This is a genomic window from Pantoea sp. Tr-811, assembly GCF_011752535.1.
In the GTDB taxonomy this organism is placed as follows: Bacteria; Pseudomonadota; Gammaproteobacteria; order Pseudomonadales; family Pseudomonadaceae; genus Aquipseudomonas.
Genome location: NZ_VWXJ01000022.1, coordinates 13,175 through 38,939, shown reverse-complemented (window position 1 = coordinate 38,939; position 25,765 = coordinate 13,175). Strand labels below are relative to the sequence as shown.

Sequence of the window (25,765 nt, the reverse complement as noted above, 5' to 3'; positions counted from 1 at the left end):
GCTGTTCGACATCCAGCTGCAGATCTTCGCAGGCAAGCCAACGCTTCATGTAGCGCTCCTGCGTTCCAGCAGACACTGCCCGATGGCGCAGCGGCAGCGCCCGGCTCAAGCCGGACCCTGCCGCGCCACGCCCTAGGTCAAGGCAAGGTGTAGGCGATGACGCTGTCACCGCGCGCCGGCGAATGCGGCGCGCCGCCAGCGAAGATGACCACGTACTGCTTGCCGGTCTTCTGCGAACGGTAGGTGATCGGCCCGCTCTGGCTGCCCACCGGCAGGCGCGATTTCCACACCTCTTCACCGGTATGGCTGTTGAACGCACGCAGGTAGAAGTCCTGGCTGCCGGCAAAGAAGATCAGGCCCGATTGGGTCGCAAGGCTCGGCCCAAGGGTAGGCATGCCCAGCGGCAGTTGCAGCCCGGTGGCGATGCCCAGGGGGCCAGTGTCCTGTACCGAACCGACCGGTACCTGCCAGACCAACTTGTGGGTTTTCATGTCGATGGCCGACAGCGTACCGAACGGCGGCGCCTGGCACGGCACACCCAGGGGCGACATGAAGCGCTGGCGCATGGCGCCATACGGCAGGCCATCTTGCCTGACGATGCCCATGCCCTCGCTGCTGCCCTGCCCGGCCGGCAACTGCTGCTTGGGCACCAGGTAGTGATACAGGCCCAGGCGCAGGTCGTTGACGAACATCAGGTTGGTGGTCGGGTCGAACGACACGCCACCCCAGTTGGCCCCACCCAGCGAGCCTGGATACTGGATCGCGCGGTCCAGCCCTGGCGGAGTGAAGATGCCGTCGTAGCGGCTGGACTTGAACAGGATGCGGCACATCAGCTGATCGAACGGCGTCGCGCCCCACATGTCCGCTTCAGTCAGCACCTCGTTGCCAACGCTGGGCATGTCCGAGTAAGGCTGGGTCGGCGAGTAATGCTCACCCGGCATGTCGCCCTTGGGTACCGGGCGCTCCTCGATGTTCACCAACGGCTTGCCGGTGCGACGGTCGAGCACATAGGTCATGCCGGTTTTCGAGGTTTCTGCCAGTGCCGGGGTCAGCGTACCGTCGGCGTTGCGTACATCGTAGAGCAGCGGCTGGCCGGTGGCATCGAAATCCCACAGGTCGTGGTGAACGGTCTGGAACGACCATACCGGGCGCCCGGTGCCTACCTTCAACGCCACTACCGCCGAGCCGTACTGGTCGTCGGCTGCGGTGCGGGTACCTGCATAGAAGTCAGGCGTGGCGTTGCCGGTTGGCAGGTAGACCATGCCCAGCTCGGCGTCGTAGGACATCGCTACCCAGACGTTCGGCGTACCGCGGGTGTAACCCTCAGGCGACAGTGGCTCGCGGGTCACCTGCGGATTGCCCGGATCCCACGCCCAAACCAGCGCGCCGGATACCGCATCGTAGGCTCGCACCACACCTGGCGGCTCGTTGGTTTCGAAGTTGTCGATCACCCGACCGCCGACGATCACCAGGTTACCCGCCACCAGTGGCGTGGAGGACTGCTGGTAGTAGCCAGGCTTGACCAGGCCCATGCCAACCTTGAGGTCGACCACGCCGTTGTCACCAAAGTTGGCAGCCGGCTTGCCGGTATGCGCATCGAGTGCAATCAGGCGGCCATCGCCCGTCGGGAAGAACAGCCGTTGCGGGCTGACGCTGGCGTCGATCGCTGCACCTGGCACCGAGCCCGGGGCATCGGCGACCTTGCCGGCGGTGGTTGCATCGAAGTACGCGGTGCCACGGCAGCGCTGGTAGGTGGAGTTGCCACGCCCAGCAACGTAGCGCCAGTTCTCCTTGCCCGAATCGATGTCGAACGAGATGACCGTGCCGAACGTGGTGCACACGTACAGGTTGTCGCCCACCTGCAAGGGGGTGTTCTGGTCTTCGGCATCGCCGACACCGGCAACCACCGGTTCACCGGTGTGGGACGTCCAGGCGACCTGCAACTGCTTGACGTTGGCCGGGGTGATATCGGTCAGGCGCGAGAAACGCGTGCCGTGGGTATCGCCAGCCCAGGCTGGCCAGTCGCCCTTGTCCGAACCTTGTTCGGCGCCGTCGCCTGCCTGTTGCGCCGTACCGTTGCGAATGATGTTCTTCGGCTCGAACGCGCTGACGGCTGCCGCGACGATCGCAACGCTCGCCACCGCGCCCAAGGCCACGCTGGTGACGCGAATGCCGCGCTTGCGGGTGAACAGCGGCATCGAAAACGCCACTGCAGCCCAGATCAGGGCAACCGCCAGGATGCGCGACACCAGAGGCCAGAACTCGAAGCCGACCTCCCATACTGCCCACAGCACCGTGAACAGCAGGGTGAACGTCAGGATCGCGACACCCAGCAAGCGCCGACGCGCGATTTGCACGCCGCAGATCATGAACAACACGCCGGCGAGTACGAAGTACCAACTGCCGCCCAGCCAGGCCAGCCAGCTGCCACCGCCTGCGAAGTACAACCCTGCCACGAAAATGATCAGGCCCAAAAGCGTGAGCCAGGCACGCCCCAGCCGACCAGGAACTACTTCATCCACCACGTTGCGATCCTTATGTTGACGGAAAATCGGGCGCATTTTGCCATCGCAAAAATAATTTCACACACTTTTTTATTTTTGAAGGAAACTAAATTGAATTTTTTATTGAGCCGACACCCTTCGATCGAACGTCATGGGAGCACCGCTCACCCCATTTACAGCCACGTCACAAGCGCTTGAGCACCTGTCCCAGCTCGGCGAAGCGATACGATTCGGTCACCCAACGACCTTGAGCGCCGTTCGGCTTTGCGGGGCCTGCTCGCGCATGGCCTCGGAGGAAGTGCGTAAGCAGTCCACGGTAGCGCTATCAGGCGAGGCTGTAGATGAGGTATTCGGGGGCTACCGCTGGTTCCATGACCCCGCTGCCATCCCCGCCGATACCCGATAAGTCACGATTATGCTCTTCATTATTTCCACCTAACTTTTCAATCGCGTAATCGACTGCACATTCAGCTGTCGAAAAATATACGCAACCTTACGTTAAACCCCACCTCTCCAAACACCCTATTTTAATGCCGCCCCATAACTTCGGACCTGCCAGAGAACGTCGCCCTACGCCGACGGCGCACTGCATTTTCATACCCAGATACAACTTCTCCGCCCGACAATTTTCAAGATATTTCCGAACTTGCGACGCAGGTTCATGCTTTGCCACACTGAGGGCTCTCAACCTCTAGGACACATCATGTCAACGCTCGCCGAATACCGTCACCTCGAAAAACAACTCAACAGCAAGCTTCAAGCATTGGAAGCGCTCAAGGTTCACCCCAAACTGCAGCGCGAACTTGAGTTCGAGCAAAAACTTCGCCACCTGCTTGCCGATTATGATTACAGCGCGCAAAAAATTGTTTCACTCTATTTGCCCGCGGTAGTTCCCAGCCCGCAACCCTTGGCTGCGCCTCAACCCAAGCGCCCCCGAAAACCTCGCCAAGCCAAGCACTATCGCAACCCCTATACCGGCGAAGTCGCCATTACCAAGGGGGGTAACCATAAAGTGCTGAAAGCGTGGAAACGCCAGTATGGGCCTCTTGAGGTCGAATCCTGGGTTTCCCAGTGGAGCTGATGGTGTCCAGCCCCAGACCAGGAAGCACCCGCGTACGGTATGCACCACACGCGGGTAACCGGCCACTTCAATGCGGATAGTACGTGCGACCCGAGGCGATTTCGAAGCCTGGCATGCTGATCGACGGGCTGTGAGCACCCGGCAAGCGCCGCCACCATGGCATGCGCTGCAGCGGAATGTTGAAGGCGGCCCCGGTGTCGAGGCTCTTCATGAAACTGGCCCGCATCACATAAATGACGTTGTCGTAACCATACACCGGCCTGCGCAACACATCGGCCAACTGCTGCGCCGCACCACTGCGCCCGCCCTTGCAGGCCAGCAACACCATCGGCTGGCTGGCGGGCGTGCCCAGTTGCTGGTGCCTCGGGGCGATCTCCCGCAGCGCCACCTGCCGGGCGTTTTCCATGCGCCCTTGTGCATTCATCAATTTGCCGCCAGGCGAACCATGGGTTTCGAACGCGGTATAGCCCTGGCCCCAGACATTGCGGTGGAAGGCCACGTCGTTTTCCAGCCCCTCGCTGTACAGCACATCGGCATAGCCGCGAACGAACTTGACGGGTGACGGCGATTGCTGGGCCGGTGTCGCCCGCACCGGCGTGCTGGCCAGCCGGTGCAACAGCCTCGCAGCTTGTGGTGCCAGGGTCAGGGCTGAGCTGGCCAAGCCACTGCCCAAAGAGAGCCAACCCAATACTTCGGCAGCCCGCGGTTCGACGCCTGCGCTCTGCAATGCCAGGCTGGCGATACCGGTGCCTAGCGAAAGCGCGCTGAGCGAGGCGCTGCCAATGGCGATCATGCCGCTGGTGGTCAACGTGCCCAGGCCTGCGCTGATAGCGCCCCATAGGGCGGGCGCCGCCGTACCCGCACTGGCCAGGGTCGCCAGCACGCCTGCCGCCAGGCCCAGGCCGGCAACGGTCCAGGCCACCCAGTTATGCCCGTCTGGGTCGACACGGTTCACCGGGTCGCCGGCGCAGTAGGCATAGGGATTGATACCACCGACACCGAAGGGGCTTTCGCTGTCTGGGCTCAGAAACAGCATCAGCAGCGGGTCATAGGGCCGGTAGCCTGCAACAAGGTACCAGCCGAAAGGTTGCTCGCAACGGTTCCCGGCAAAGCCAAACGGTGCCTGCGGCTGGCCGCTGCCATGGGCTGAGTAACGCAGGGTGGTTGGCTCATCCCCCAGCTGCAGGCGCACGCTGCCCTGGGCATCGCACCCCAGCAGCGTGGCGCTGCCAGCCTGCGCGCCGAAGGGGACGCTGGCAAACAATGCCTGACCGTCGCTGGCAAGGTTCAGGCCCTGGCCAGCGCTGCGTTCATGGGTGAGCTGAGCACCGGCGTGGAAGCTGCGGGTGGAAGTACCATTGAGCTCACGCTCGCACAGCTGGCCGCTGGCGTTGTAGCGATACAGGCAAACATCCCTGCCGTATTCGGCGCGCACCAGGCGGCCGTGGGCATCCCAGGCCAGGCGGCGGCCCAGGCTGTCGCTGCTAAGCCGCCCACAGGCGTCGTAAGTCAGTTCGATACGAGCAGGCCAACTGGGGTGCGTGTGGCTGATGGCGATGACTTGGGTCGGGTCTTGCGAGGCGTACCTGTAACGGGCGATGTCCTGGCTGCCGTCGACAAAGGTGCTGGTGACTTGCTGATGACCATTCAGGGCATTGAAGGTGAACCGTTGCTCGACGATCGGGTTGCCGTAGGGGTCCGCTGGCGCGGCATCGGCATTGGCCGTGTAGCGCACCAGTCGGCAGCGCTGGTCGTATTCGAAATGTTCTTGGCCGTGGGTGTCCCCGTGTTGCCAGGTGCGCGACACCAACTGGTCGAGCCCGTCATACAGGAGGGTCTGAAGGTAAGTCTGCTGGCCCTCACCTTGGTTCGTGATGAACCGCACCTGGTGCTCGCGCCCCATGCCGTCATAGCTCAGCGCTTTGATCAACTGGCGGCCATTGCTGAGGTCGGTCGTGGTCTGGCTGGCCAAGCGTGCCAGTGGGTCGTATCGCAACTGCGTGCGGACCTCGCCCACCACCACCCTGCTCAGGCGCCCGAACGCATCATATTCACGCTCATGCTGGACACCTGCGGCGTCGACCAGGCTCAAGGGCAGGCCTCTGAGCGAATACTGCCACTGGCTGCTGGCGGCATCGCCATTGACCTCCCAGGTATCGCGCTGGACCAACCCGGCATTGGAAAACGCCCAGCGTTGTTGGCCTTGGGCGCCGTCGGCCTGCAGGGGCGTTGCAAGCGTGGGGTGATAAAGCAGTTGCTGCTGTGGCGCACCGTCTGCGGTGACGCTGAGCAGGGCATTGTCCAAGTCTGGGCTGTAGGTGTAGGCCAGGCGCTTGCCGTCGGCCAGCACGTTGCTGCGCGGCGGCAGCTGCCCTGCCTGGTACCGGTAATGCGTGGTGTAGCCCCCCACGCTCACCGAGCGTTGTCGCCCAAGGCCATCGAACACCTGGCGGCCAAGCGTGATCGGTGTTGCCAGGGCTGGCGGGCTGACACTGGCGCGCAGGGTAACGGCCTCAGGATGATGGCCGTCACTGTGGGGGGCATAGTGCCAATTGAGGGTGGCACCGTCGGCGAGTTGCTGCTCGACCAGCCGTGAGAAGCCATCATGGCGTAATCCCAAGGTGCTGTGCGGCAATTCCCCAAGCAACAGATGTTGCCGGGTTACCCGGCCCAGCCCATCGTGTTCGAGCTGCACCTTTCTCAGCAACTGGCCAGTGGCATCGAGCCACTGGCATTCCACCACACGCCCGGCAGCATCGGCCAGGCTGACTTGCCGCGGGCCAAGCAGGCTGCCTGCCGCCCGCCATTGTTCGGTGCGGCGTGCGATCACATCGTGCCTGATGTGATGCTCGACCCCTTGCGCGCCGGTGTGCAGGCACAAGTTGCCCCAACCGTCGTAGCGATAGGTGCTGGTCAGGCATAGCGCCGGCCTGCGCTCGCCCAGCCAGTCCAAAGCCGTTTCGCCTGCCAGGCGGCCCAGCGCGTCGAAGCGGTAGTGGTTGATGTCGCGAAACACGTCGGGCGCATGGTCCAGGTCCTCCAGCTGCACCCGGACTGTGCGGCCATCGCCGTCCAGCCATTGACGTTGGCGACGGCCAGTCACGTCTACCTGCTCGACCATGTTGCGCGGCCCCGCCTCGGCAGCCGCGCGTGCGTGGGCCACGGCATCGTTGAGGTGGTAGCGAACCAGACGCTGCTGTTCATGGGCGCTGCCCCTTGCCATCACGGTGTGGGTCAAACGCCCGGCCTGGTCGTAGGTGAAATGCGCGCAGGCTCCGTTGGCGCTGCGCTCCCAGGTGATGGCGCCGGTCACCAGGCAATGGCCAGTGCTGGAAGTCGCGCGGTTGAGTTCGTCGTCCTCGAAACCGATCACGCTGGTTTCGGTCACCAGGGTGTCGCCGTCGAGGCGGTAGTTGTGCTGGTGGCAGGTGGGCTTGCCCCCTAGCGTGGTGACCTGCTGAGCCTGGTAGCCATAGAAAGTGCCAGGTGTCAGGTTGTAGGCCAGTTCGACCCGTTTCAACAGCGCCCCTGCGCTGTTGTCCCGGCTTTCCTGGCTCAGCAGCGCCACATGTGCAGGGGCGCCTGCAATCGATGAGGGGATTGCCAGATAGCGAAAGCGGTCGCACAGCACAGGGGCCGGTGATGCGGCGGACGCGGGGTGCACGCTGGAGGAAGCCAGGTGACGCACCCAGCCCAGCGGATCGGCCGGGCAGTCGGCGTTACCCTCGGCCGGATGGTAGGTATGGCGTTCCTGCACGCCGCTGGGGTGCTCGACCTGCAGCAGGTTACCTAGCGGGTCGTAGTGGAAAACGGTGCGTTCGCTGCGCTCGCTACTGGGCTGGGTGTGGTCAAGGTAGGTGGTCACGGTTTCCACAGGCAATTGGCAGTGCACGGGTTGCTCGGCCCAGGCAAGGTCGGGAACTTCACCGTAAACGGTCCGCTCTTGTACTTCACAGGCGCCTTGGCGCCGGCTCTGGCTTGCCAGCAGGTGAAAGCGGTTCCAGGTGCGGATGATGCACGCCTGTTGCTGGCCTTGGTCATCGTTGATCGTTTCGGTGACCTGGTAACGGTAATCACTGCTCGCCTGATACAGGTTGTCCTGGCCTGCTTGATAGGCATGTGGCTGTTCACTGGCATAACCCAGGAAGTTATGGTCGCCCAACCAGTCGTACTGATGGTGCCTGTCATTGCCCGGCACCCCGGTCGAGTGCGTCCAACCGGTGATACGCGGCAGTGACGCCAGCGGGGAGCCAGCGGGCAACTGGTGACCCTCACGGCCCTGGGCCCAGTGCAGGCTGTCGCGAGCGCCCAGTGGGCTTGTGCACTCGCAGGGCAATAACAGCGTGTGCCCGCTTTCCAGCGTGGCCTGTTCATACTCGATGCACAGGGGCGTTTGCGCGCCCGGTAGCTTGATCTGGGTAAGCGTGTCGTTGCTCAGGTGCAGCTCGATCTCGCTGGCCTGCGCCGTGCCGGGGTTGAGCGCCAAACGGACCAGGCCGGGGCTGCGGTTCACGCTGAGCAAGATGCGTTGTTCGTCGCGCACACGGGCCAACTGAGGCGGGCCATCGGTGGCGGGCGACCAGTCGACGAACAGCTTGTCGCCCAGCGGCGAGTGTATTTCGTCCAGCACATAGCGGGGGCTGTCGCCATGCTGGCGCAAGAGCTCGCAATCGCCGCGCTTGTGGTCCAGGCGCAAGCGCCCGTCCACCTGCCGGCTCAGGCGCACGACTTCAAGCTTCTGATCCACCAGCGGCCAGGGTGCGCTGCCGCTGAGGTCGCTGGCCGACAGGTCAATGGCAAAGCGCTCGCCGCTGGCCAGGTTGAGCACGGGATACTCCGGGTCCAGGTCAACCTCTGAGACGTGCAGCGACCACCCCAGGCCATAACCCTTGTCAATGGCCGATGTGAGGGTGTTGAACGACAGGTTTGGCGACAGGCTGGGCCCACGCAACTGGTTGCCCGCTGCCAAGGGCAACGCCAGCGCCAAGGTAAATTGGCCGGTGCGTGGGTCTACCCCACACTTGAAGTGGTCGGAAAAATTAAACGCTTGGGTATGAATCTGCTCGGTTGACATAGGCGGCCATGGGGGGTTGTGACAGAGGCGGTCATTGACCGATGCGAAAGTCGATCAGGTTGCCCTTGGCAGCGGGCTGCATCTCGATGATGTGCTCGTTGCCCTGCTGGTCCAAAAGCCCCCAGCGGCTGATTCGGCGTATTTCGGGGTAACCCGGTTTGTCGTAATCGACGTTCAGCACCCGAATGAAATTCATCGTCCCGGGGGTTCGGTTGATCACCACTTGTTCCCCGTAAGCCCGCCACGTGAACGTGGGGCCGACGGCAAAGGCGTAGTGAAAAAAACTGTCCGCCCGATAGGGGCCGCCCAGCTGCAACGCCGGCCGGTTGTCGACGTAGCCCTCGTAGTACTCACTGGCACTGGGCGTGGCGTAGCAGCGGCTCTCGATGATTCGCAGGTTCGGGTCTTTGAACCCCAGCGTGTACAGGTCGAGGTCGAAGTGGCCGCCTTCCAGGGGCTGGGCGGCCACGTCATCGCGCAACAGCTCGAAATGTTCCTTGCCCAGGCGCAACGGGGGCACCGACTCTATCGTCACCGAAGACCTGAAGAAGCCCTCATTACTGACGAAACGTTCGCCGTCGGCCATCCAGATACTGGCGTACACGGTATCGAGGCTGCCGCCCGGGCGTGTGGAGCTGACGTAGAAACGCCGCCGCCGGGTCTGCCTGGATGCGCTGGGCAGCGTGGCGGGCAGAAAGCCTGAGGCACTGTGGTACTCGAAGCGCGGGTCGCGTTCATCCAGGGCGAACAGTTCACCGTCGAGGTGGTGCAGTTGGCCTTGGTCATCGATCTGCACCAGGCTGATAGACGCCATTTGCTGGTCGTCGAGGCTTTGCCCCTCACGAGGCTCGACGGTCACGGTCACTTCGACTTCTTGATGACCGTTGGCGTACACGCGGTTGGAATGCGAGGTGATGTCGACACGGAAACGGCGAAGCCACAGGTAGGCTTGGGGATTGCTCATGAAAGGCACCTTGGTTGGAGATGCCGCCATTGAGCCCATCCGCGAAGCATGATGGTGGGTGAATAACTACGGCCATGGCCACGGTAAAAGCAGCAAATGCCCCTCTACCCAGCAGCACGCCCTCGCATTGATATGAGAATAGTTATCAATTATTATTCTTCGCCTGTTCGGGGGGACACCGCGTGAGTGACGATTGGCTGGGGCTTTTGTACACAGAGCAAAGAAGCTGGCTGACGGCCTGGCTCTATCGCCGGCTGGGCTGCAACAGCCAGGCCGCAGACCTGGCCCAGGAAACCTTCCTGCGCCTGCTCACCGTGCAACGCAAGACCGGCGAAACGTTACCCCTGGAACGCCCGCGCGCGTATCTGGCAACCGTGGGCAAGCGGCTGGTCTGCGACTATTTCCGCCGCCAGTCGCTGGAGCGCGCCTACCTCGACATGCTCGCCACGATGCCAGAAGCCTTCAATCTGTCGCCGGAAGAGCAATGGCAAATGCGCGAGACGCTGCACCAGCTCGATGCCTTGCTCGACCAGATGAAACCGGTGGTGCGCCGGGTGTTTCTGCTGGCCCAGCTGGACGGCCTCACCTACCTGCAGATCGCAGCGCAACTGGGCATCGGTGAACGCACGGTCAAGCGCCACATGGCCAGTGCCTTCGAAGCCTGCATTCTGAATGACGTAGGCTTTTGATGCCCGCCCCCACCCCCATCAGCCGTGAAGTCGCGCGCCAGGCAGCGCATTGGCTCGTGCTGATGCACGAACACCCCCTGAGCACCGCGCAACAGCAGGCCTGCGAGCGCTGGCGGCAAACCGACCCTGAACATGAACGGGCCTGGCAGCGCATGCAACAGGTGCAACAACAGCTGGGCGGCGTGCCTACCGCCATCGCCCGGGGCACCCTGAACCGAGAGCGGCGCCAGGCCCTGAAAGCCCTGCTGGTGCTGGCCGCAATCGCCCCCGCCGGCTACCTGGGCTACCGCTTCGGTACGCGCCAGGGCTGGATGGCCGATTACCGTACCGTGGTGGGTGAGCGCCAGCAGATGACGCTTGCCGATGGCAGCGTGATCAACCTGAACACCGACACGGCCATCGATGTGCGCTTCGATGCCGAGCAGCGGATGATTCGCCTGCTGCGGGGAGAAATCATGGTGAGCACTGGCGCTGACGCCCATGGCCGCCCTTTGCGGGTCATCAGCGAACAGGGCGTGATGCAACCCTTGGGGACGCGCTTCAGCGTACGCCAGTTCGAAGGGACGACGCAGCTTGCCGTGTTTGCCGGCAGCGTTCGCGCAACACCTTCAAGGGGGGCGCCACAGGTGGTCGAAGCCGGCCAGCAACGCCTGTTCAGTGACAATGCCTTCGGGCCATTGCGCAAGGCCAGCCAGCAGGCGGCAGCCTGGACGCTCGGGCAACTGGTGGCCGATGACCTGTCGCTGAAGGCGTTCATTGGCGAACTGGCCCGCTATCGCAGCGGTCGCCTGCACTGTGACGACGCTGTTGCGGGTATGCGCATCAGCGGTGGCTTCCAGCTCGACAACACCGATGCCATCCTTGCCGCATTACCGACGACTTTGGCGGTCAAGGTGACCTACCGCACCCGCTATTGGGTGACGATCAGCAGAGCGTGATTTTTTTTGGCCCGTTTTCTTTCGGTGTCCGTCCTAGCTAGCAATCCGTTATCTCTTAAGGACACCTCGCTCCATGACGCACCCCTCCTTTCCCCGGTCGGCCCTGGGCAGTACGCTCGCCCTCTCGCTGCTTACGCTGGCCCTGGCCATGCAACCGCTGCAGGCCCAGGCGGATTCAGCCGCTCACCGCTACAGTGTCGAGCCCGCGAGCCTGAGCCAGGCACTGACCGCATTCAGCGCCCAGGCCAAGATCACGGTGCAGTTCACTCCCGCCATGGTTCAGGGGCTGAGCACTGCTGGGCTTCAGGGCGACTACAGCGTGGGCCAGGGCTTTGCCACCCTGCTGGCCGGTTCCGGGCTGGCCGCGGTCGAGCTTGGGGAGCGGGTGTATGGGCTGGTCAAGGTCAGCGCGGATGAAACGGGCGCGCTGACGCTGCCGGACGTGCATATCAATGGCCAGCGCGCAGACGGCTCGGCGGCGGCCGGCTATGTCAGCGAGAACATCAGCAGTGTCGGTGCACTGGGCGGCATGAAGCTGCAGGACACGCCCTACTCGATCAGCGTGACGTCCCAGGCGCTGCTCAAGAACCTGCTGGCGACTTCGACCGACGATGTGCTCAAGCACCACCCGTTCACCCAGCTTTATTCGCCCAAGAGTGCCGGGTACGCCAGTGCGGTGACCATTCGCGGTTTCGGCAGCTCGGCCAGCCTGAACATTGCCAACGACGGGCTGCGCTTCAGCACCCAGGCCGATGCTGGCAACTTCATCGAAGACACCGAGCAGCTGGAAGTGGTAACCGGGCTCACAGGCTTTCTGTATGGCCCGGCGTCTCCCGGCGGCTTGGTGAACTATGTGCTCAAGCGCCCGACCTACCAGCGCTACAACAGCGTCACGCTCGGCAATGCCGGGGGCGAAAACTACTACCTGCACGGCGACTTCGGTGGGCCCATCGACAGCGAAGGCAAGTTCGCCTACCGGCTCAACGTGCTGACGCAGGATGGCGAAACCGCCATCGACCTGCAAAAGCGCCGCCGGCACATGGTCAGCCTGGCCCTGGACTGGAACGTCAGCGACGACCTGCAAGTGCAGTTCGACGCCTCCCACAAAGAAAGCCGCACCAGCGGGCTGACCAGCTACTGGTACTTCGCCAACCAGGCCTTGCGCCCAAGCGCCGCGTCCCTGCACACCGACAAACTCTACAGCCAGCGCTGGGCGTTCTCCGACAACGTCACCGACAAGGCCGGCGTGCGCGCCAAGTGGCGCCTGAACGATACCTTCAGCCTGCGTGCAGCCTTCGCGGCGCAGCAATACACCCAGGAGTACACCTACACCGGCCCTCAGGTCGATGCGCCTGGAAAATACACGCAACCGCTGTATGCGTTCGCCCCGCTCGATACCCAGGAATACTCCGGCTACCTGTTCCTCGACTCGCAGTTCGCCACAGGCCCGCTGGAGCACAAGGTCACCCTGGGTTACCAGGGCAACAGCGCGCGCAGCCTGATGTACCAGGACCACATCCCGAGCCAGCAATACACCTCGGTCACCGGCTCGGCCATCTCGCTGGACAGCCAGCCGCAGGTCAGCCAGCCTGCTTACTCCATCGGCCATGGTGCGCAGCACATTTCCAGCACCACCGACACCCACAACCTGTTGGTTGGCGACATCATCACCTTCAACGAACAGTGGTCGACGATCCTCGGCGCAACCCACACCCAGATCAGCGCCTACAACAACGACTTCGTCTATTCGGCCATCCCGCGCAAAACGGAGTACGACAAGCGCACAACCTCCCCCAACGTCTCGCTGATCTACAAGCCCGTGCCCTGGTTGACGACCTACGTCACCTACATCGAAGGCTTGCAAAGTGGCGGCGTAGCCCCGGCCAGGGCGATCAATGCCGGCAGTGCCCTGGCGCCGCAAATCAGCAAGCAATACGAAATCGGTGCCAAGGCGACGCTTGGGGAAACACTGGTGACCCTGGCCCTGTTCAATATCGACAAACCCAATGCCTACACCAACGCCTCGCGGGTGTACGTTCAGGATGGGCGCCAGGAAAACAACGGCCTGGAGTTCAGCGTTACCGGCAAGGTCACCCCGCAGTTGACACTGGTCAGCGGTTTCTCCCTGATCGACCCTGAGGTGAAGAAGGGTGCCACGGCGGCTAACAATGGCAACGCGCCGATCAACGTGGCCAAGCAAATGGCCAAGGTGTATGCCGAATACGATGTGGCCTCGGCGCCAGGCTTGGCCATCACCGGTGGTGCGTTCTACACGGGCAGGCAGTACACCGACGAGGCCAACCACTACAGCCTGCCGTCGTTCACCACCTTTGATGCAGGCGCACGGTATCGGTTGCCGCTGGGCGACAACAACCTGACCCTGCGCATGAACCTGAGCAACCTGACGGACAAGAAATACTGGCTCAACAGCAGCTACCTGGGCGATCCACGTACCCTGGCGTTCTCGGCGCAGCTGGAGTTCTGACTTGGCCTGGAGCCAGTTGCAGCGGGCTACCCCCTGTCAGGCACCGGCAGCGCGGCATCACTGTTCCAGGCCGTGACCGGGCGGCTGAACAGGTTTTCGGTCTGGAAGTGCGCCATGCGCCACTGCTGCTCTTCCAGTTCGAAGCGCACCGTCAGGCGTGCGGCGTTGAGGTGGGAGGCACCGTCGCTGAATGTGCTGGTCTGGAGCATTACCCAGGTTGCCTGCCCTTGGTGGCCATCGACTTCGATGACCTCGCTGGTCAGGAAGTGCACGTTGAGGGCGAAGTGTGCGGGTGTCTTCATGTAGGTGGCGAACATCGCCCTGATGGCCTCGCGGCCACGGTAGCCACCGAAGCTGGAAGCGTATTTGGCACCCTTGCCTTCCCATACGGCGTCGCGGGTGAACAGTTGCGCCAATTCCTCCAGCGGCGTGGTGGCATCCAGCGTATCGCACAAGGCCATGTAGCGGTTGATGCAAACCCGCATGGCTTGCTGGCTTTCAAAGCGGCGCAAGCGCTCGCGCAGTTCGGCAATCTCGGTCATGGGCAAGGTCCTATGGATAAATCGTAACCATCTGATTTAAAACATATCTTTGTAGGAGCGAGCGTAGCTCGCGATGGGGCGCGCAGCGGCCCCAAGGTTGCAGCTTCGCGGCTCATCACGCCGGGGCTGCTTTGCAGCCCATCGCGAGCTGCGCTCGCTCCTACCAGGTGCAGCGTGCGCGCTTGAAAACGCAATCTGGCGCCTCGCGATGGGGCGCGCAGCGGCCCCAGGGTTACCGCTTCGCGGCTCAACACACCGGGCTGCGCTCGCACCTACCCATGGAGGTTCTGCAGCAAGCGTTCGGCAACGGCCAGCAACTTTTCATCGGCGCCTTTGGCTCCGATGAGCTGCAGCCCCACCGGCAGGCCCGCCTCGCTGCCCAATGGGATGGTCAGTGCGGGATGGCCGGAGAGGTTGAAAGGCCGTACCAGCGACGTCATGCCGAGTACAGCCCGTGTATCGCCAGCGTCTTCGATACGCAACGGAAAATCCGGCATGGTTGGCAGCGCCAGGACATCGAATCGGGTCAACGCAAGGTCCACCTCCTCGGTGAAGCGCCGGCGCACCTGCTCTGCCTCGGCCAGCGCCGTGTCGGTCGTTTGCCCCGCCGCTGCCAGCCGCCCGGCGATATCTGCGCCAACATTGCCGGTTGCCAGAAGGTGGCCACAGGCATCGAAGGTTTCACGGTTGATGACCACCATGCCGGCATCGTAGGCCGCACCGAAGTGCTTGAACTCAACATTGCCAAGGCTCAGGCCACTGGCAGTGAGTGCGCCATGCACAACCTTCTGGATCGCCGCCTCGGCCGTTACACGAAGCACCCCCACCCTGGCTTCACGCGGCACTTGGGCCGGTACGAACGTGGGGTCGATCAGGGCCATGGCACGCACCAGCATCGGCAAACTTGCGGCGAACGGCCCAACGCAGTCGAGGCTGGTGCGGCTGGGCATCACGCCTTTGCGGCTGACCCGGCCAAAGGTCGGTTTGAAACCGAACACCCCACAGCAGCAGGCTGGAATGCGCACCGAACCGCCCGTGTCGGTGCCCAGGCTGAAATCAGCCAGGCCAGCGGCAATCGCCGCCGCCGAACCACTGGACGATCCGCCAGGAATCCGCCCAGGGTACTTCGGGTTCATGGCGGTGCCGGTGTAGTGGTTGATGCCCGTTGTGCCGAACGCCAGCTCATGGAGGCTCACCTTGGCCGTCAAGCGGGCACCGGCGGCCAGCAGGTTGGCCACCACATCAGCATGCTGCGCGGCCAGCGGCGCCTGTTCGAGCGATTTGCTCGATGCCCGGGTTGCGGTCCCGGCGACGTCGATGGTGTCCTTGACAACGACCCGCAGGCCAGTGCCACCCAGGTCAAGGGTTTCAACGATAATTGTCATTCTGAGCCGCCCTTTTCATGAATGAGCGCCGGAGCAATCCGGCGAGTGACATAATTAATATTCACATGAAATGTCAACTGAATATTCCAATAAAATCGCGCTGCAAATGCCGATTGCCAGGGCCCTTGAAGATGGCCAAATTCGCTGAACCGGCTATGATGGCGCGACTATTTCCGCACACGTAGTGACCCCATGAGTAACTCGAAACCCAAAGGCCATGCTCACCACGACCCTGCCAGCGATGAATTTCGCAAGGAAGATTTCCCGTTTTACTGGCTCGCCCGCGTTCACGGGCGTTACACCCAGAACATGGAACGCCTGCTGAAGAAGGTCGACCTGGACGTGCCCCGTTGGCGCGTGCTCTGGATCCTCAACGAGAACGGCCAATCGAGCATTTCGGAAATCTCCACCCACGCCATCGCCAAGCTTTCCACCACCACCAAGATCGTCTACCGGATGAAAGACGACGGCCTGGTCGAAACGGCCCCTAGCCCGGAAGACGGTCGGGTCACCCAGGTGCAGATCACCGAGCAAGGGCTGCTGATGATCGAACGCATGCAGGACGTGACCCGCGAGCTGTTCCAGCGCAGTTTCAAAGGCCTTACGCAGGCTCAAGTACAGCGCCTGAACCAGATGCTCGAAGTGGTGTTTCACAATCTCGACACCTTCTAGGGCCTGGAAAAAAAGCCCAGCGAGCCACTGGGCGAAGCGGCAAACCTGTTGCGCTGTCAGCACGCCTTGGAGGCGTCTCCAAGGCGATGGTAGGCGCGGTTGAAATAGACCAACCCATCGTCGGCGCCACCGTGGCGAATGTCCTGGATCTCGCAGTAGAAAATGCTGTGCGAACCCACTTCGTGAACCTGGGCGATACGGCAATCGAAATTCACCAAGGCCTCCTGCATCACCGGCGCCCCGCTCTCCAGCACCGTCCAGTGCGTGGTGGCGAAGCGTTCGTCCATGTTCAGGTTGCGGTTGGCGAATGCGCCCGACAACGCCTGGTGAGTACTGGCCAACACGTTCACGCACAACGCCTTGTTGGCCTTGAACTGCTCGTTGGAGTACGAAGACCGGTTCATGCACACCAACAAGGTGGGTGGCGAATCGGTGACGCTGCACACGGCCGAGGCCGTGAAGCCGAAGCGCCCGGCAGGCCCATCGGTGGTGATGACCGACACGGCGCCACCGAGCATCGCCATTGCATTGCGAAATTGGGTTACGTCTACCATGGTCGTTCTCCTCAAATATCCAGCACCAGCTTGTTGGACTTGGCGCGCGAGCAACACACCAGAATCTGGTCGTTGGCGACCTTTTCTTCGTCTGTCAGGTACACGTCGCGGTGATCGGGCTCACCTTCGAGCACTTCGCACATGCAAGTGCCACACACGCCCTGCTCGCAGGAAATGTCGATCTTGATACCGACCTTGGCCAAGGCATCGAGAATGCTCTGCCCTTCGGCAACCTGAACCGTCTTGTTGCTGCGCGCAGCAACCACTTCGAAACCGCCACCACTGGCGTCCACCTCCACCTGGAAGTACTCCTTGTGGATATGGTCTTCGGCATAACCCTGCTGGCGCGCGCCAGCCATTACCCAGTCCATGAAGCCTGCCGGCCCACAGGTGTACAGGTGGGTCCCGGCGGTACCGCTGCCCAGTACTGCAGCCAGGTCCAGGCGCTGGGCAGAATCCTCGTCGTCGAAGTGGGTAACCACCCGGGCGCTGAAGGGAGCGTTGGCCAGTTCATCCAGGAAGGCGCTGTGGGTGCGTGAACGGCCACAGTAATGCAGCTCGAACTCGGCGCCCTGCCGATGCAGCGAGAACGCCATGGCGATCATGGGCGTGATACCAATGCCGCCCCCGAGCAGAAGCGTACGTTTGGCGTCGGTGGCCAAGGGGAACAAGTTGCGCGGCGTGCTGATCTGCACCTCACGCCCCTCCTGCATGGCCTCATGCACGCCCAGCGAGCCGCCGCGCGAGGCGGGGTCCTTCAACACCCCCAGCCGATACACCGAAGGATCAGCCGGATCGCTGCACAACGAGTACTGGCGCACCAGGCCAGGTGCAACATGGATATCCACATGGGCACCCGCGTCAAAGGCCGGCAGCGCTGCGCCGTCGGCGCGGCCCAGGTCCAGGACGACGACATCGGCCCCTTGGATTTCGCGCTTGCGCACGACTACATTCAACAGTTCTTCTTTCATGGCGGTGTCTCGTATTACATCGCGGGCGCCCAGGCGCCCGCGGAAAATTCAACGCATGAACAGCCCGCCGTTCACGTCCCAGGTCGCCCCAGTGGTGAAGTAGGCTTCAGGCCGCGCCAGTTGCACGATCAGTTGGCCGAGGAAGTCGGCATCGCCCAGCCGCTGCACCGGGATATTGGCCAGCAGCCCCTCCATGCGCTCAGCCGGAACCGCCGCCCGCACCGCGGGCGAGTCGATCGGCCCGGGCGCAATGGCATTGACGGTGACACCACGGCTTGCAAACTCCTTGGCGAAGATCTTGGTCAGGGTGACGATCGCCCCCTTGCTCGCGGCGTAATGAGCGCCAGTGGCGGTACCACCGTTCTGCCCGGCCAGCGAGGCCATGTTGATGATCCGCCCGTAACCGGCCTCGGCCATGTGCGCACCCAACACCTGGCACCCCAGGAACACGCTGCGCAGGTTCAGGCCGACCACCGCGTCGAATTCCTCCGGCGTGATCTGCATCAGCGGCGTGGTCTTGGTCACCGCCGCGTTGTTGACCATCACGTGCAAGGCACCGAAGTGCTCCAGCACCTGTGCCAACGCCTGCTCGAAATCGCCTTTCGAAGCCACGTCGAGCTTTACCGCCAGCGTGCGCCCGCCAAGCCCCTGCAACGCCCGGGCGGCGGTTTCGGCCAGCGCCAGGTCACGGTCGGAGACCACCACATCGAAGCCTGCGGCCAGAAGCTGCGCGCAGAAGCGCTGCCCAAGGCCTTGCCCGGCGCCCGTTACCAATGCGACTTGGTTCATGAGCACCTCCTTCAAAGGATGTAGCCGATACCGGCAAGGGTATCGTCGCTATTGATCAGGCTGATCACCTTGCGGTGAATCTTGAAACCGCCTTCGGCGCGCACCAGGGTGTAGGTCAGGTCGGCGCTGTAGTGCTTGAGGCTTTCCTTGCGGAACTCGCGAATGTTCTGCGCAGCGCGCACGGTGACGTTGACGCCGTCGTCACCCAGCACGCGGATACGCGAGATCGTGCGCACGGTGCGTGGCTGCGGGCTGGTCGAGATCGACTCGCCGCCGATCAACCGCTGCACGCGCAGGCCGCGCATGTGGTGGTCGTCGTAGGCGTAGTTCAGCGTATTTTCGTAGTCGGTTTCCTTGGGGTCGATGGGGATGATGTACGTCCCTTTCGCGGTCCACAGGTTGAGCCAGGTGTCGTACTCGCCGTGGTCGAGCATGTCGCCTTCCTGCCAGATGAAGGCCGTCACTTCGTTGAACAGGTTCAGGTTCATCATTTGGCCTCCGCGGTCATCATTTTCTTCCACTGCTGGTACGCCGCACGCATGCCGGTTTCGGCACTGACATCGGACACCAGGCCATCAGGGGTGGGCTTCTCGCCGGGCAGGCCACGGTTGAGCATGATCCACAGGTTCTCGCCGGCGTTGGCGCCTTTCTGGACCCGCTCCCAGGCCTCGGAATCGTCCGGGGTACCGAAGCCCATCGGGCCCTGGAAGTGCTCGTGCAGGCGCAGGCGGTAGCGGTTGGCGGCGGCCGGGCCGCCGTCCATGGTGATCACCGAGTGGTGGATCTCGGTTTCGGTCACTGAAATCGGCTGCAGCACGCGGAAGAACGCCATCGAGCAGGCCACGTTGGGGAACAGGTTGAGGTTGAAGCCCGAACCTCCGACTGCGCGCACGATACGGCGCACCTGCTGCTCCTCGATGCCTTCGTCACGCAGCTCGGCGGCCAGGGCTTCGAAGCGCTCGGGGATCGGCTTGTCCAGGTCCGCTTCAAGGTCCACCAGCTCGGGGATCATCACCATCACGCTGTGGCCATTGCCCAGGTCCTCGACGTAGCCAGGGCCTTTGACGAAGTCGAACAGCTCCAGGGTTTGCTCGTCGACCGAGGACAGGAAGCTCTTGTGCACCAGCGGGAAGTGGTAGGCGTCGGTGGTATTTTCCAGCTGGATCTTCCAGTTGCCGGGGAAGCGGAAACGGTGCTCGCCCGGCACCTTGATGCCGTAGCCGGCGCCCTGTTTCATGAACAGGTCCATCCATTTCTTCGCGGCGCCGAGGAAGTCCTGCAGCGGCTCGATGTCGTCCTTGAAGGTGGCGAAGACCATGCCGGCGTAGCTTTCGGTACGCAGGCTGACCAGGGGTAGCTCGGCCTTGTCGATGCAGTCGCCGTAGCTTTCCGGGTGCGGGATGCCGCGCAGCGAGCCGTCCAGGGCATAGCCCCAGCCGTGGTAGGGGCAGACGAAGCTGTTGGTCTTGCCCTTCTTGTGCTCGCAGACGGTGGCACCACGGTGGCGGCAGCGGTTGAGCAGCACATTGATGCCTTTCTTGCGGTCGCGCACCACGATCACCGGCTGCTTGCCGATGTAGGTGGTTTTATAGCTGCCGGCGTCGGGCACTTCGCTTTCGTGGGCGACCCAGATCCAGGTGCTGTGGAAAATCTTGTCCAGCTCGGCGTCGAACAGCGCCGGGTCGGTGTAGAGCGAGGTGTGGACACGGTCGGCCTGCACCAGCTCGGCTGGGTCGACTGCCAGGTTGATGGCGGGAATCAGGTTGGTCACGGGAATATCTCCTCTCGTTAGGCGCGCTGGATAATCAGTTCGCGGCCGACACGGGCCTCGACCTTGGCATAGCGCCACAGCTTGAACGGCCCCTCGCCCACCGCCGTGGTACGGAACAGGTTGCAGGCGGCATGCACGGTTTCGATGTCTGGCACGTCGGCCAGCAGGTAGGTGGTCCAGGGGAAGCCATCGGATGGGCCGACCATGCCCTGGTCGTCATCCATATTGCCGAGCACGTTGACCCCGGCCAGGTCATGAATGCCGTTCCACATCGCGCTGAAGGCGGCCCACACCTGCAGTTGCTCCTCACGCGGGGCATCGAAGAAGTTCTGGTTGATGCCCATGCAGAACAGCACGCGCAACGCTTTCTTATCGCTCATTTCAGTCGTCCCGATAGTTACAGGTAGCCCGGAAGGGGCTGTTTGCCGAAGAACATGGCTCCGGCGTTCTGGTAGGTGACATCGCCCATGAAGGCGTGCTGGGTAACCACTTGCGCGTCGTTGACGCAGCGGGCCAGCGGGCTCTGGTTGTAGATGCCGGTCATGCCCGAGAGCATCTGCGCGCTGCGCGCCACCTCGGCAGCCACGCGCGTGGCGTGGGTGGAGGACAAACGCAGCAGATTGGTGGCCTCGACCGGTACCGGGTCACCCGCCAGCACGTGCGTCCAAGCTTGCTCGATGGAGTCGTAGAAAAAGGCCCGCGCTGAACGCAGCGCAGCCTCGGCCTTGGCCACATCGACCTGGGCCAGAGGGCGGTCTGCCAGCGCCGGCGCGCCGGTGACCGAAATCCGCCCACTGGCCATGCCCGACAGTTCATCCAGCGCAGCACGCGCCACGCCCAGCCCAACCACCGACAGCACCTGGGTGGCCAACGACAAGGACGGGTAGCGGAACAGCGGTTCATCGAGGTTGGATTGGCCACCCCGAACGAACGTCCACTCCTCGCCCACCACGACATCCTCGACCACCACGTCGTGGCTGCCGGTGCCCAACAGGCCCACGGTGTCCCAGGTGGCCTCGATGCGCGCCTGGCTGCTCGGCATCACCGCCAGGCGCGGCAGGTCCAGCTTGTCGCCGTTGCGCGGGGCAATGCCAACGCCAATGATGTCGGCGCCCATCGAGCCACTGGAATATTTCCAGCGGCCGTTGACCTTGAAGCCGCCGGTGACGACCTCGGCAGGTTGCGGCGGGAAGATGCCACCGGCGAACACCGTATCCGGGCTCTGCTGGTAGATCTTGGCAATGGTTTCCAGCGGCAGCGCCGCCAGGTAGACCGGGCTCATGCCGAAGCTCGCCACCCAACCAGCGGAACCGTCGGCATGGGAGATGCGTTCGATCATTTCGCAGAACTGTGCAGGCGAGCATTCCAGGCCGCCGAACCGTTGGGGCACCAGGGCGCGGTACACGCCATGGGCCTTGAACGCATCGATCACGTCTCGGGAAAGGTGGCGCTGACGATCGAACTCGCCCAGTCGGGCACGATCTCGAACACCTTCAAGCAAAGCCTCGAAGGCTGAACCAGAGGAAAGCGCCGACACAGGCGCTGCACGCAGGCATAGCGAATCCATAGAGTTTCTCCGTCTCAGGCACGGTTGGAACGAGGGGCAGGAAGGGAAATGCCGTACCCCTTGGGGGAACGGGCGCTAGCGATGATCGGTTGAGGTGTGGCCGTGTTTTCGATACGAACGCACGCACCACTTTCGCTGAAAGGGGCTTGAACAGGCGGCATGGCATGTCTCTCTTGTTGTATGTGCCGATGGCCAAAATTTGCGATTATTTACGTGAATTGTCAATTGATTATTCACGCGACATTCACTGTAAAAACCTCACCCAATCAAATAGCAATGATTATTGATAACTATTCTATATTATTGATTTTAAAAGGATTTATTGATTTATATATTTCCAAATTCTGATTCGACCTAGCGCGAATGGTTGTAAAAAACGTCCGATAAACGAACGCTTTGAGCAGGCCGATTGTCTGCGAATAAAATCGCTCAGAGCACAAACGAAAACGCATGGCAGAGCTGCCCTAGCCTCTGCCATGCGTTCAGGATCGGGGCTGCGGCCCCGCGTCAGAAATGAGTAGAAATCACGAGCGCCGTGTAGACATTGAGGTTGCTGTCGCCGGCCTGGAGGCCCCCATGCGCTGCGTCTTTCTTGGGGTCGTACAACCCAAGCATCGGCGACACCACCACGTTTGGCGTCAGCGTCCAGTCCAGCGTCAGGTCGAGCTCGCGGCCGGAGGTATCTGGCGCACCACTGGGGCGATGCGTACGGAAATCGTAGGCCAGCACATTCAGCGCCAGGCGCTCATGTGGCTGGGCGCGCCAATAGAGATGATGGATCGAGGTATTGGCCCCGAATGGCCCTGCGTAGTTCGCGGCCACCTCCCCCTGGAACCAGGTGCCGTAGCCTCGGGTGAAGCCGTAGAGCAGGGCGTCCCAATGCGCGCCGTATTCGGTGTAGCGGTAACCCAGGGTCTGCTGCCAGGGCAAGCTTGCGAACGTCCATGCCGCCTCGACGTAGCCTGCCTGGGCATTCCCGCGTCGGGTGTTCTGCCAACCGAGTTCAGAGGACAGGAACAGCTGCTCGACGCCGGCATTTCCAGCCGCCCGGATACTGTACACATCCATGCCGTCACGGTCGGCCTGTGCATCGACGGCGAACTGCTTGTCGACCCCAAGGCCATGCAGGTAGGTCAGCCCCAGCGTGCCGGCAGCGCCGGTGTATTCAAGCGTGGAAAAGGCCATCTCGACCTTGGCCTGGATCGGGTTGTCGGACTTGAACCAGCCCAGTGAGCCGTGCAAGCCCTGGTCACCCACGAGCTTGACCCACAGCGTCTGATCGAACGCCCGCCTTGGCGTGATGTAGTACCCGCCACCGCGGTTGTACGCATCACCGGCCAGGCCACGCCCGGCGCTGATGCCGTCGCCGGCCACGATGAAACCATCACCGAGCAACACCGCCTGACGCCCGGCCGAAATCTCGATGCCATCCTGGCCCAACACGGGGAAGAGATCCGCCGAACGCCAACCGGCGTAGGCTTCTTCCCACTTGTCTGTCCGCTCACTGCCGTTGGTGAAGCCTGCGGCATCGCCATCGCCCCAGGTAGCCGATGCAACTCTGTTGGCCTTGCCGAAGACGGTTCCCACGCCATCACCCGTGAGGCTGCCGCTGAACCCGTATTTCACGTAGCCCTCCTGCCAGCTGGAGTGACCCGCCTCGCGGTTACCCCAAACCTGGTAATTCTTCTGGCTGTGAAAAGCGCCCAGCACGGCATCCAGATCCAACGACAGCTTGGTGTCAGGCCCATCGACCAGCTCGAATGCCGGTACCGCACAGCACCAGAGCCCACCCAACATGCATACAGAGCGCCCCAGCGCAGTACCCAGATACGATTTCATGGCAAAGCAACTCCCTTGGCAGACCGCAGGGTCGGCCCGCCTTTTTGTTGTTATTGGCGAATGTGTTGTCACGAGGCCAGCAGGGTTGCAGGCCATGCCAGGTTCGATGGCGTGGGAGGATTCTGGCGCAGGCAGCGGGCCGTGGATTGGTCATGCCTGACAGCGTTTTGCATATGGTCGCCACAGCCGTGAAGCTACACCTCTCACGGCAGGCGCATGGCAGCCCTGACGGGCGCTTTCACATAGGGCATTAGATGGACCAGGGGCATGACAGGAGATTGTGTAAAGGCCTCCGGGTGATCGCCAACAGATTTCAGCGCCTGTGAAATCGAGCGCCGCCCGCGCGGCGCTTCGCGAGCTGCGCTCGCTCCTACGTTTGTTTCGGGCCAGTGGGAACAGGGGCATTTGCGCGCGAACGCTTTAGCGCATGGCGTAACATCGCGCCGTACAAACAAGGCGGTCGCGCGCGCATTTCACAGGCATAACTGGCCCAAACAAACGTAGGAGCGAGCGCAGCTCGCGAAGCGCCGCGCGGGCGGCGCTCGATCTCATAGGCGCTACACCTCTCAAGGCAGGCGCATGGCAGCCCTGACAACGGCATCGCGCCCTGGCTCGATTCACCTACATCCAAGCGCGTGAATCAGGCATCCTGCAGCGCCCGCGGGCGGTGGCTGCGGGCTTCGGCCGCTGGCGCCTGGGCCGCCTGCAGGTGGAAGTCGAACGCCAGCTCGGCAAAGCGATCGCCCTGTACCCCACGGTCCCGCGCGCTAGCCGCATCGTCAACAAAGCGCAGGTCACCGATCAGCCCGTCGCGGGTGGCATAGGCGAAGTCATCCCACAGGTACTTGTCACCGGCGAAGTTGATCTGGGTGGTCAGGTGGCGGTGCCCCGGCGCGGAAATGAAGAAATGCACATGGGCCGGACGCTGGCCGTGGCGACCGAGCAGGTCCAGGCATTGCTGGGTCGGGCCTTGCGGATCGCAGCCATACCCCGACGGTACGATGGAGCGTGCGCGGTAGCGGCCCTGGGCATCGGTGATGATCCGGCGGCGCAGGTTGTACTCGGACTGGGTCGAATCGAAGTACGAGTAGGTGCCGTGGGTGTTGGCGTGCCAGAGGTCGACCGTGGCCCCGGCCAGCGGCTTGCCCTGGGCATCGAACACCTGCCCTTCAAGGAACATCACCACACCTGGATCAAGGCCGTCATCCATGCGCGCCTCGCCCTGCGCGATGGGCGCGCCAGCCACGTACAGCGGGCCTTCGATGGTGCGCGGGGTGCCGCCACTCAAGCCGGCCTCGGCATCCTTGGCCTCCTGCAGCAGGTCGATGAAGTGCTCGATGCCCAGCCCCGCCACCAGCAGGCCGGCTTCATTGCGGCCGCCCAGGCGGTTCATGTAGTCGACGGCGTGCCAGAACTCGTCCTCGGTGATTTCCAGGTCTTCAATCAGGCGCGCGGTGTCGTTCAGCATACGCAGGATGATCTGCTTGAAACGTGGGTTGCCTTGGGCATGGCCCAAGCCCGCCACTTCATTGAAAAAAGCCTGGATCTCGGCAGTTTGAGAGATTTTCACGGTCACGATGCTTACCTCGAATTGTTGTTGTCAGGTATCTGGAGCGCTGAGCCCCAATCAGCGGTCGTCGCTGTGGATCGATGATGGATGGCGGCACATACCCTCGACTTCAATGTCCATGTAGGGGAACAGCGGCAACTGCATCAGCGTGTCGTGCAGGGCCTCGACACTGGCCACGTCGAACACGCTGTAGTTGGCGTAATGCCCGGCAATGCGCCACAAGTGGCGCCAGGTGCCCTCGCGCTGCAGGCGCTGGGCCAGTTCCTTTTCGTCGGCCTTGAGCTGAGCAGCTTTTGCCGGGTCCATGTCGACTGGCAGTTTCACGGTCATCTTGACGTGGAACAGCATGGGGGTTTCTCCTTATACGAAT

The 25,765-nt window shown here is 62.7% G+C and carries 20 protein-coding genes and 1 pseudogene; 6 read left to right on the top strand and 15 right to left on the bottom strand.

Annotated features, from left to right (window positions below; genetic code table 11):
• Positions 1 to 137: 137 nt before the first annotated feature.
• A complete protein-coding gene (locus tag F3J44_RS25430; protein ID WP_370526784.1) occupies positions 138 to 2,522 on the bottom strand; it encodes a membrane-bound PQQ-dependent dehydrogenase, glucose/quinate/shikimate family in 2,385 nt (794 codons plus the stop codon).
• A gap of 133 nt (positions 2,523 to 2,655) precedes the next feature.
• Between F3J44_RS25430 and F3J44_RS30455 the strand changes: the two genes are divergently transcribed.
• Both F3J44_RS30455 and F3J44_RS25420 read left to right on the top strand, forming a co-directional pair.
• The gene (locus F3J44_RS30455; RefSeq protein ID WP_370526783.1) at positions 2,656 to 2,910 is read left to right on the top strand and encodes an asparagine synthase-related protein; all 255 of its coding nucleotides are present in this window, start codon (positions 2,656 to 2,658) and stop codon (positions 2,908 to 2,910) included.
• 297 nt (positions 2,911 to 3,207) lie between these two features.
• Positions 3,208 to 3,585, top strand: a complete 378-nt coding sequence (locus F3J44_RS25420) for a histone-like nucleoid-structuring protein, MvaT/MvaU family (RefSeq protein ID WP_167277133.1) — start codon at positions 3,208 to 3,210, stop codon at positions 3,583 to 3,585.
• Between the two features lie 67 nt (positions 3,586 to 3,652).
• Here the strand turns inward: F3J44_RS25420 and F3J44_RS25415 are convergent, their stop codons facing one another.
• Both F3J44_RS25415 and F3J44_RS25410 read right to left on the bottom strand, forming a co-directional pair.
• Complete coding sequence (locus F3J44_RS25415) at positions 3,653 to 8,659, bottom strand: RHS repeat-associated core domain-containing protein (RefSeq protein ID WP_167277130.1); 5,007 nt, start codon at positions 8,657 to 8,659, stop codon at positions 3,653 to 3,655.
• A 31-nt stretch (positions 8,660 to 8,690) separates the two neighbouring features.
• Positions 8,691 to 9,623 (bottom strand): hypothetical protein, encoded by a 933-nt coding sequence (locus F3J44_RS25410; RefSeq protein ID WP_167277127.1) that lies wholly within the window; start codon positions 9,621 to 9,623, stop codon positions 8,691 to 8,693.
• 179 nt (positions 9,624 to 9,802) lie between these two features.
• Here F3J44_RS25410 and F3J44_RS25405 point away from each other — a divergent pair.
• The 3 genes and pseudogenes from F3J44_RS25405 to F3J44_RS25395 all read left to right on the top strand — a co-directional run.
• Positions 9,803 to 10,312 (top strand): annotated as a pseudogene (locus F3J44_RS25405) (sigma-70 family RNA polymerase sigma factor); the annotation flags it as partial.
• Positions 10,312 to 11,250 carry a FecR domain-containing protein gene (locus F3J44_RS25400; protein WP_167277124.1) on the top strand — a complete coding sequence of 313 codons (939 nt, stop codon included), beginning with the start codon at positions 10,312 to 10,314 and terminating at the stop codon, positions 11,248 to 11,250. The pseudogene F3J44_RS25405 and the gene F3J44_RS25400, both read left to right, overlap by 1 nt.
• A gap of 73 nt (positions 11,251 to 11,323) precedes the next feature.
• Positions 11,324 to 13,735: a TonB-dependent receptor gene (locus F3J44_RS25395; RefSeq protein ID WP_167277122.1), complete on the top strand. Its 2,412-nt coding sequence runs from the start codon at positions 11,324 to 11,326 to the stop codon at positions 13,733 to 13,735.
• Positions 13,736 to 13,761: 26 nt separating this feature from the next.
• Here the strand turns inward: F3J44_RS25395 and F3J44_RS25390 are convergent, their stop codons facing one another.
• Both F3J44_RS25390 and F3J44_RS25385 read right to left on the bottom strand, forming a co-directional pair.
• A complete protein-coding gene (locus F3J44_RS25390; protein WP_167277119.1) occupies positions 13,762 to 14,277 on the bottom strand; it encodes a nuclear transport factor 2 family protein in 516 nt (171 codons plus the stop codon).
• 272 nt (positions 14,278 to 14,549) lie between these two features.
• Entirely contained in the window at positions 14,550 to 15,662 is a 1,113-nt protein-coding gene (locus F3J44_RS25385; protein ID WP_167277116.1) for an amidase, read from the bottom strand.
• A gap of 192 nt (positions 15,663 to 15,854) precedes the next feature.
• Between F3J44_RS25385 and F3J44_RS25380 the strand changes: the two genes are divergently transcribed.
• A complete protein-coding gene (locus tag F3J44_RS25380) occupies positions 15,855 to 16,334 on the top strand; it encodes a MarR family winged helix-turn-helix transcriptional regulator (protein ID WP_167056497.1) in 480 nt (159 codons plus the stop codon).
• 56 nt (positions 16,335 to 16,390) lie between these two features.
• Here F3J44_RS25380 and F3J44_RS25375 read toward each other — a convergent pair whose 3' ends face one another.
• The 10 genes from F3J44_RS25375 to catC form a co-directional block, all read right to left on the bottom strand.
• Positions 16,391 to 16,888 carry a flavin reductase gene (locus F3J44_RS25375; protein WP_167056500.1) on the bottom strand — a complete coding sequence of 166 codons (498 nt, stop codon included), beginning with the start codon at positions 16,886 to 16,888 and terminating at the stop codon, positions 16,391 to 16,393.
• Between the two features lie 11 nt (positions 16,889 to 16,899).
• Positions 16,900 to 17,859, bottom strand: a complete 960-nt coding sequence (locus F3J44_RS25370; RefSeq protein ID WP_167277113.1) for a PDR/VanB family oxidoreductase — start codon at positions 17,857 to 17,859, stop codon at positions 16,900 to 16,902.
• 48 nt (positions 17,860 to 17,907) lie between these two features.
• A complete protein-coding gene (locus F3J44_RS25365) occupies positions 17,908 to 18,648 on the bottom strand; it encodes an SDR family NAD(P)-dependent oxidoreductase (protein WP_167277110.1) in 741 nt (246 codons plus the stop codon).
• 11 nt (positions 18,649 to 18,659) lie between these two features.
• Complete coding sequence (locus tag F3J44_RS25360) at positions 18,660 to 19,139, bottom strand: aromatic-ring-hydroxylating dioxygenase subunit beta (RefSeq protein ID WP_240158523.1); 480 nt, start codon at positions 19,137 to 19,139, stop codon at positions 18,660 to 18,662.
• Positions 19,136 to 20,425, bottom strand: coding sequence for a Rieske 2Fe-2S domain-containing protein (locus tag F3J44_RS25355; protein ID WP_370526788.1), 1,290 nt, complete (start codon positions 20,423 to 20,425; stop codon positions 19,136 to 19,138). The genes F3J44_RS25360 and F3J44_RS25355 overlap by 4 nt, the downstream gene beginning before the upstream one ends.
• Positions 20,426 to 20,436: 11 nt before the next feature.
• Positions 20,437 to 20,799, bottom strand: a complete 363-nt coding sequence (locus F3J44_RS25350; RefSeq protein ID WP_167056511.1) for an IacB protein — start codon at positions 20,797 to 20,799, stop codon at positions 20,437 to 20,439.
• Between the two features lie 17 nt (positions 20,800 to 20,816).
• A complete protein-coding gene (gene iacA / locus F3J44_RS25345) occupies positions 20,817 to 21,986 on the bottom strand; it encodes an indole-3-acetate monooxygenase (protein WP_167277104.1) in 1,170 nt (389 codons plus the stop codon).
• A 507-nt stretch (positions 21,987 to 22,493) separates the two neighbouring features.
• Positions 22,494 to 23,825 (bottom strand): hypothetical protein, encoded by a 1,332-nt coding sequence (locus F3J44_RS25340; RefSeq protein ID WP_205300181.1) that lies wholly within the window; start codon positions 23,823 to 23,825, stop codon positions 22,494 to 22,496.
• A 640-nt stretch (positions 23,826 to 24,465) separates the two neighbouring features.
• Positions 24,466 to 25,404 carry a catechol 1,2-dioxygenase gene (gene catA, locus F3J44_RS25330; RefSeq protein ID WP_370526787.1) on the bottom strand — a complete coding sequence of 313 codons (939 nt, stop codon included), beginning with the start codon at positions 25,402 to 25,404 and terminating at the stop codon, positions 24,466 to 24,468.
• 48 nt (positions 25,405 to 25,452) lie between these two features.
• Positions 25,453 to 25,743, bottom strand: a complete 291-nt coding sequence (gene catC, locus F3J44_RS25325) for a muconolactone Delta-isomerase (protein WP_167277096.1) — start codon at positions 25,741 to 25,743, stop codon at positions 25,453 to 25,455.
• Positions 25,744 to 25,765: the final 22 nt, after the last annotated feature.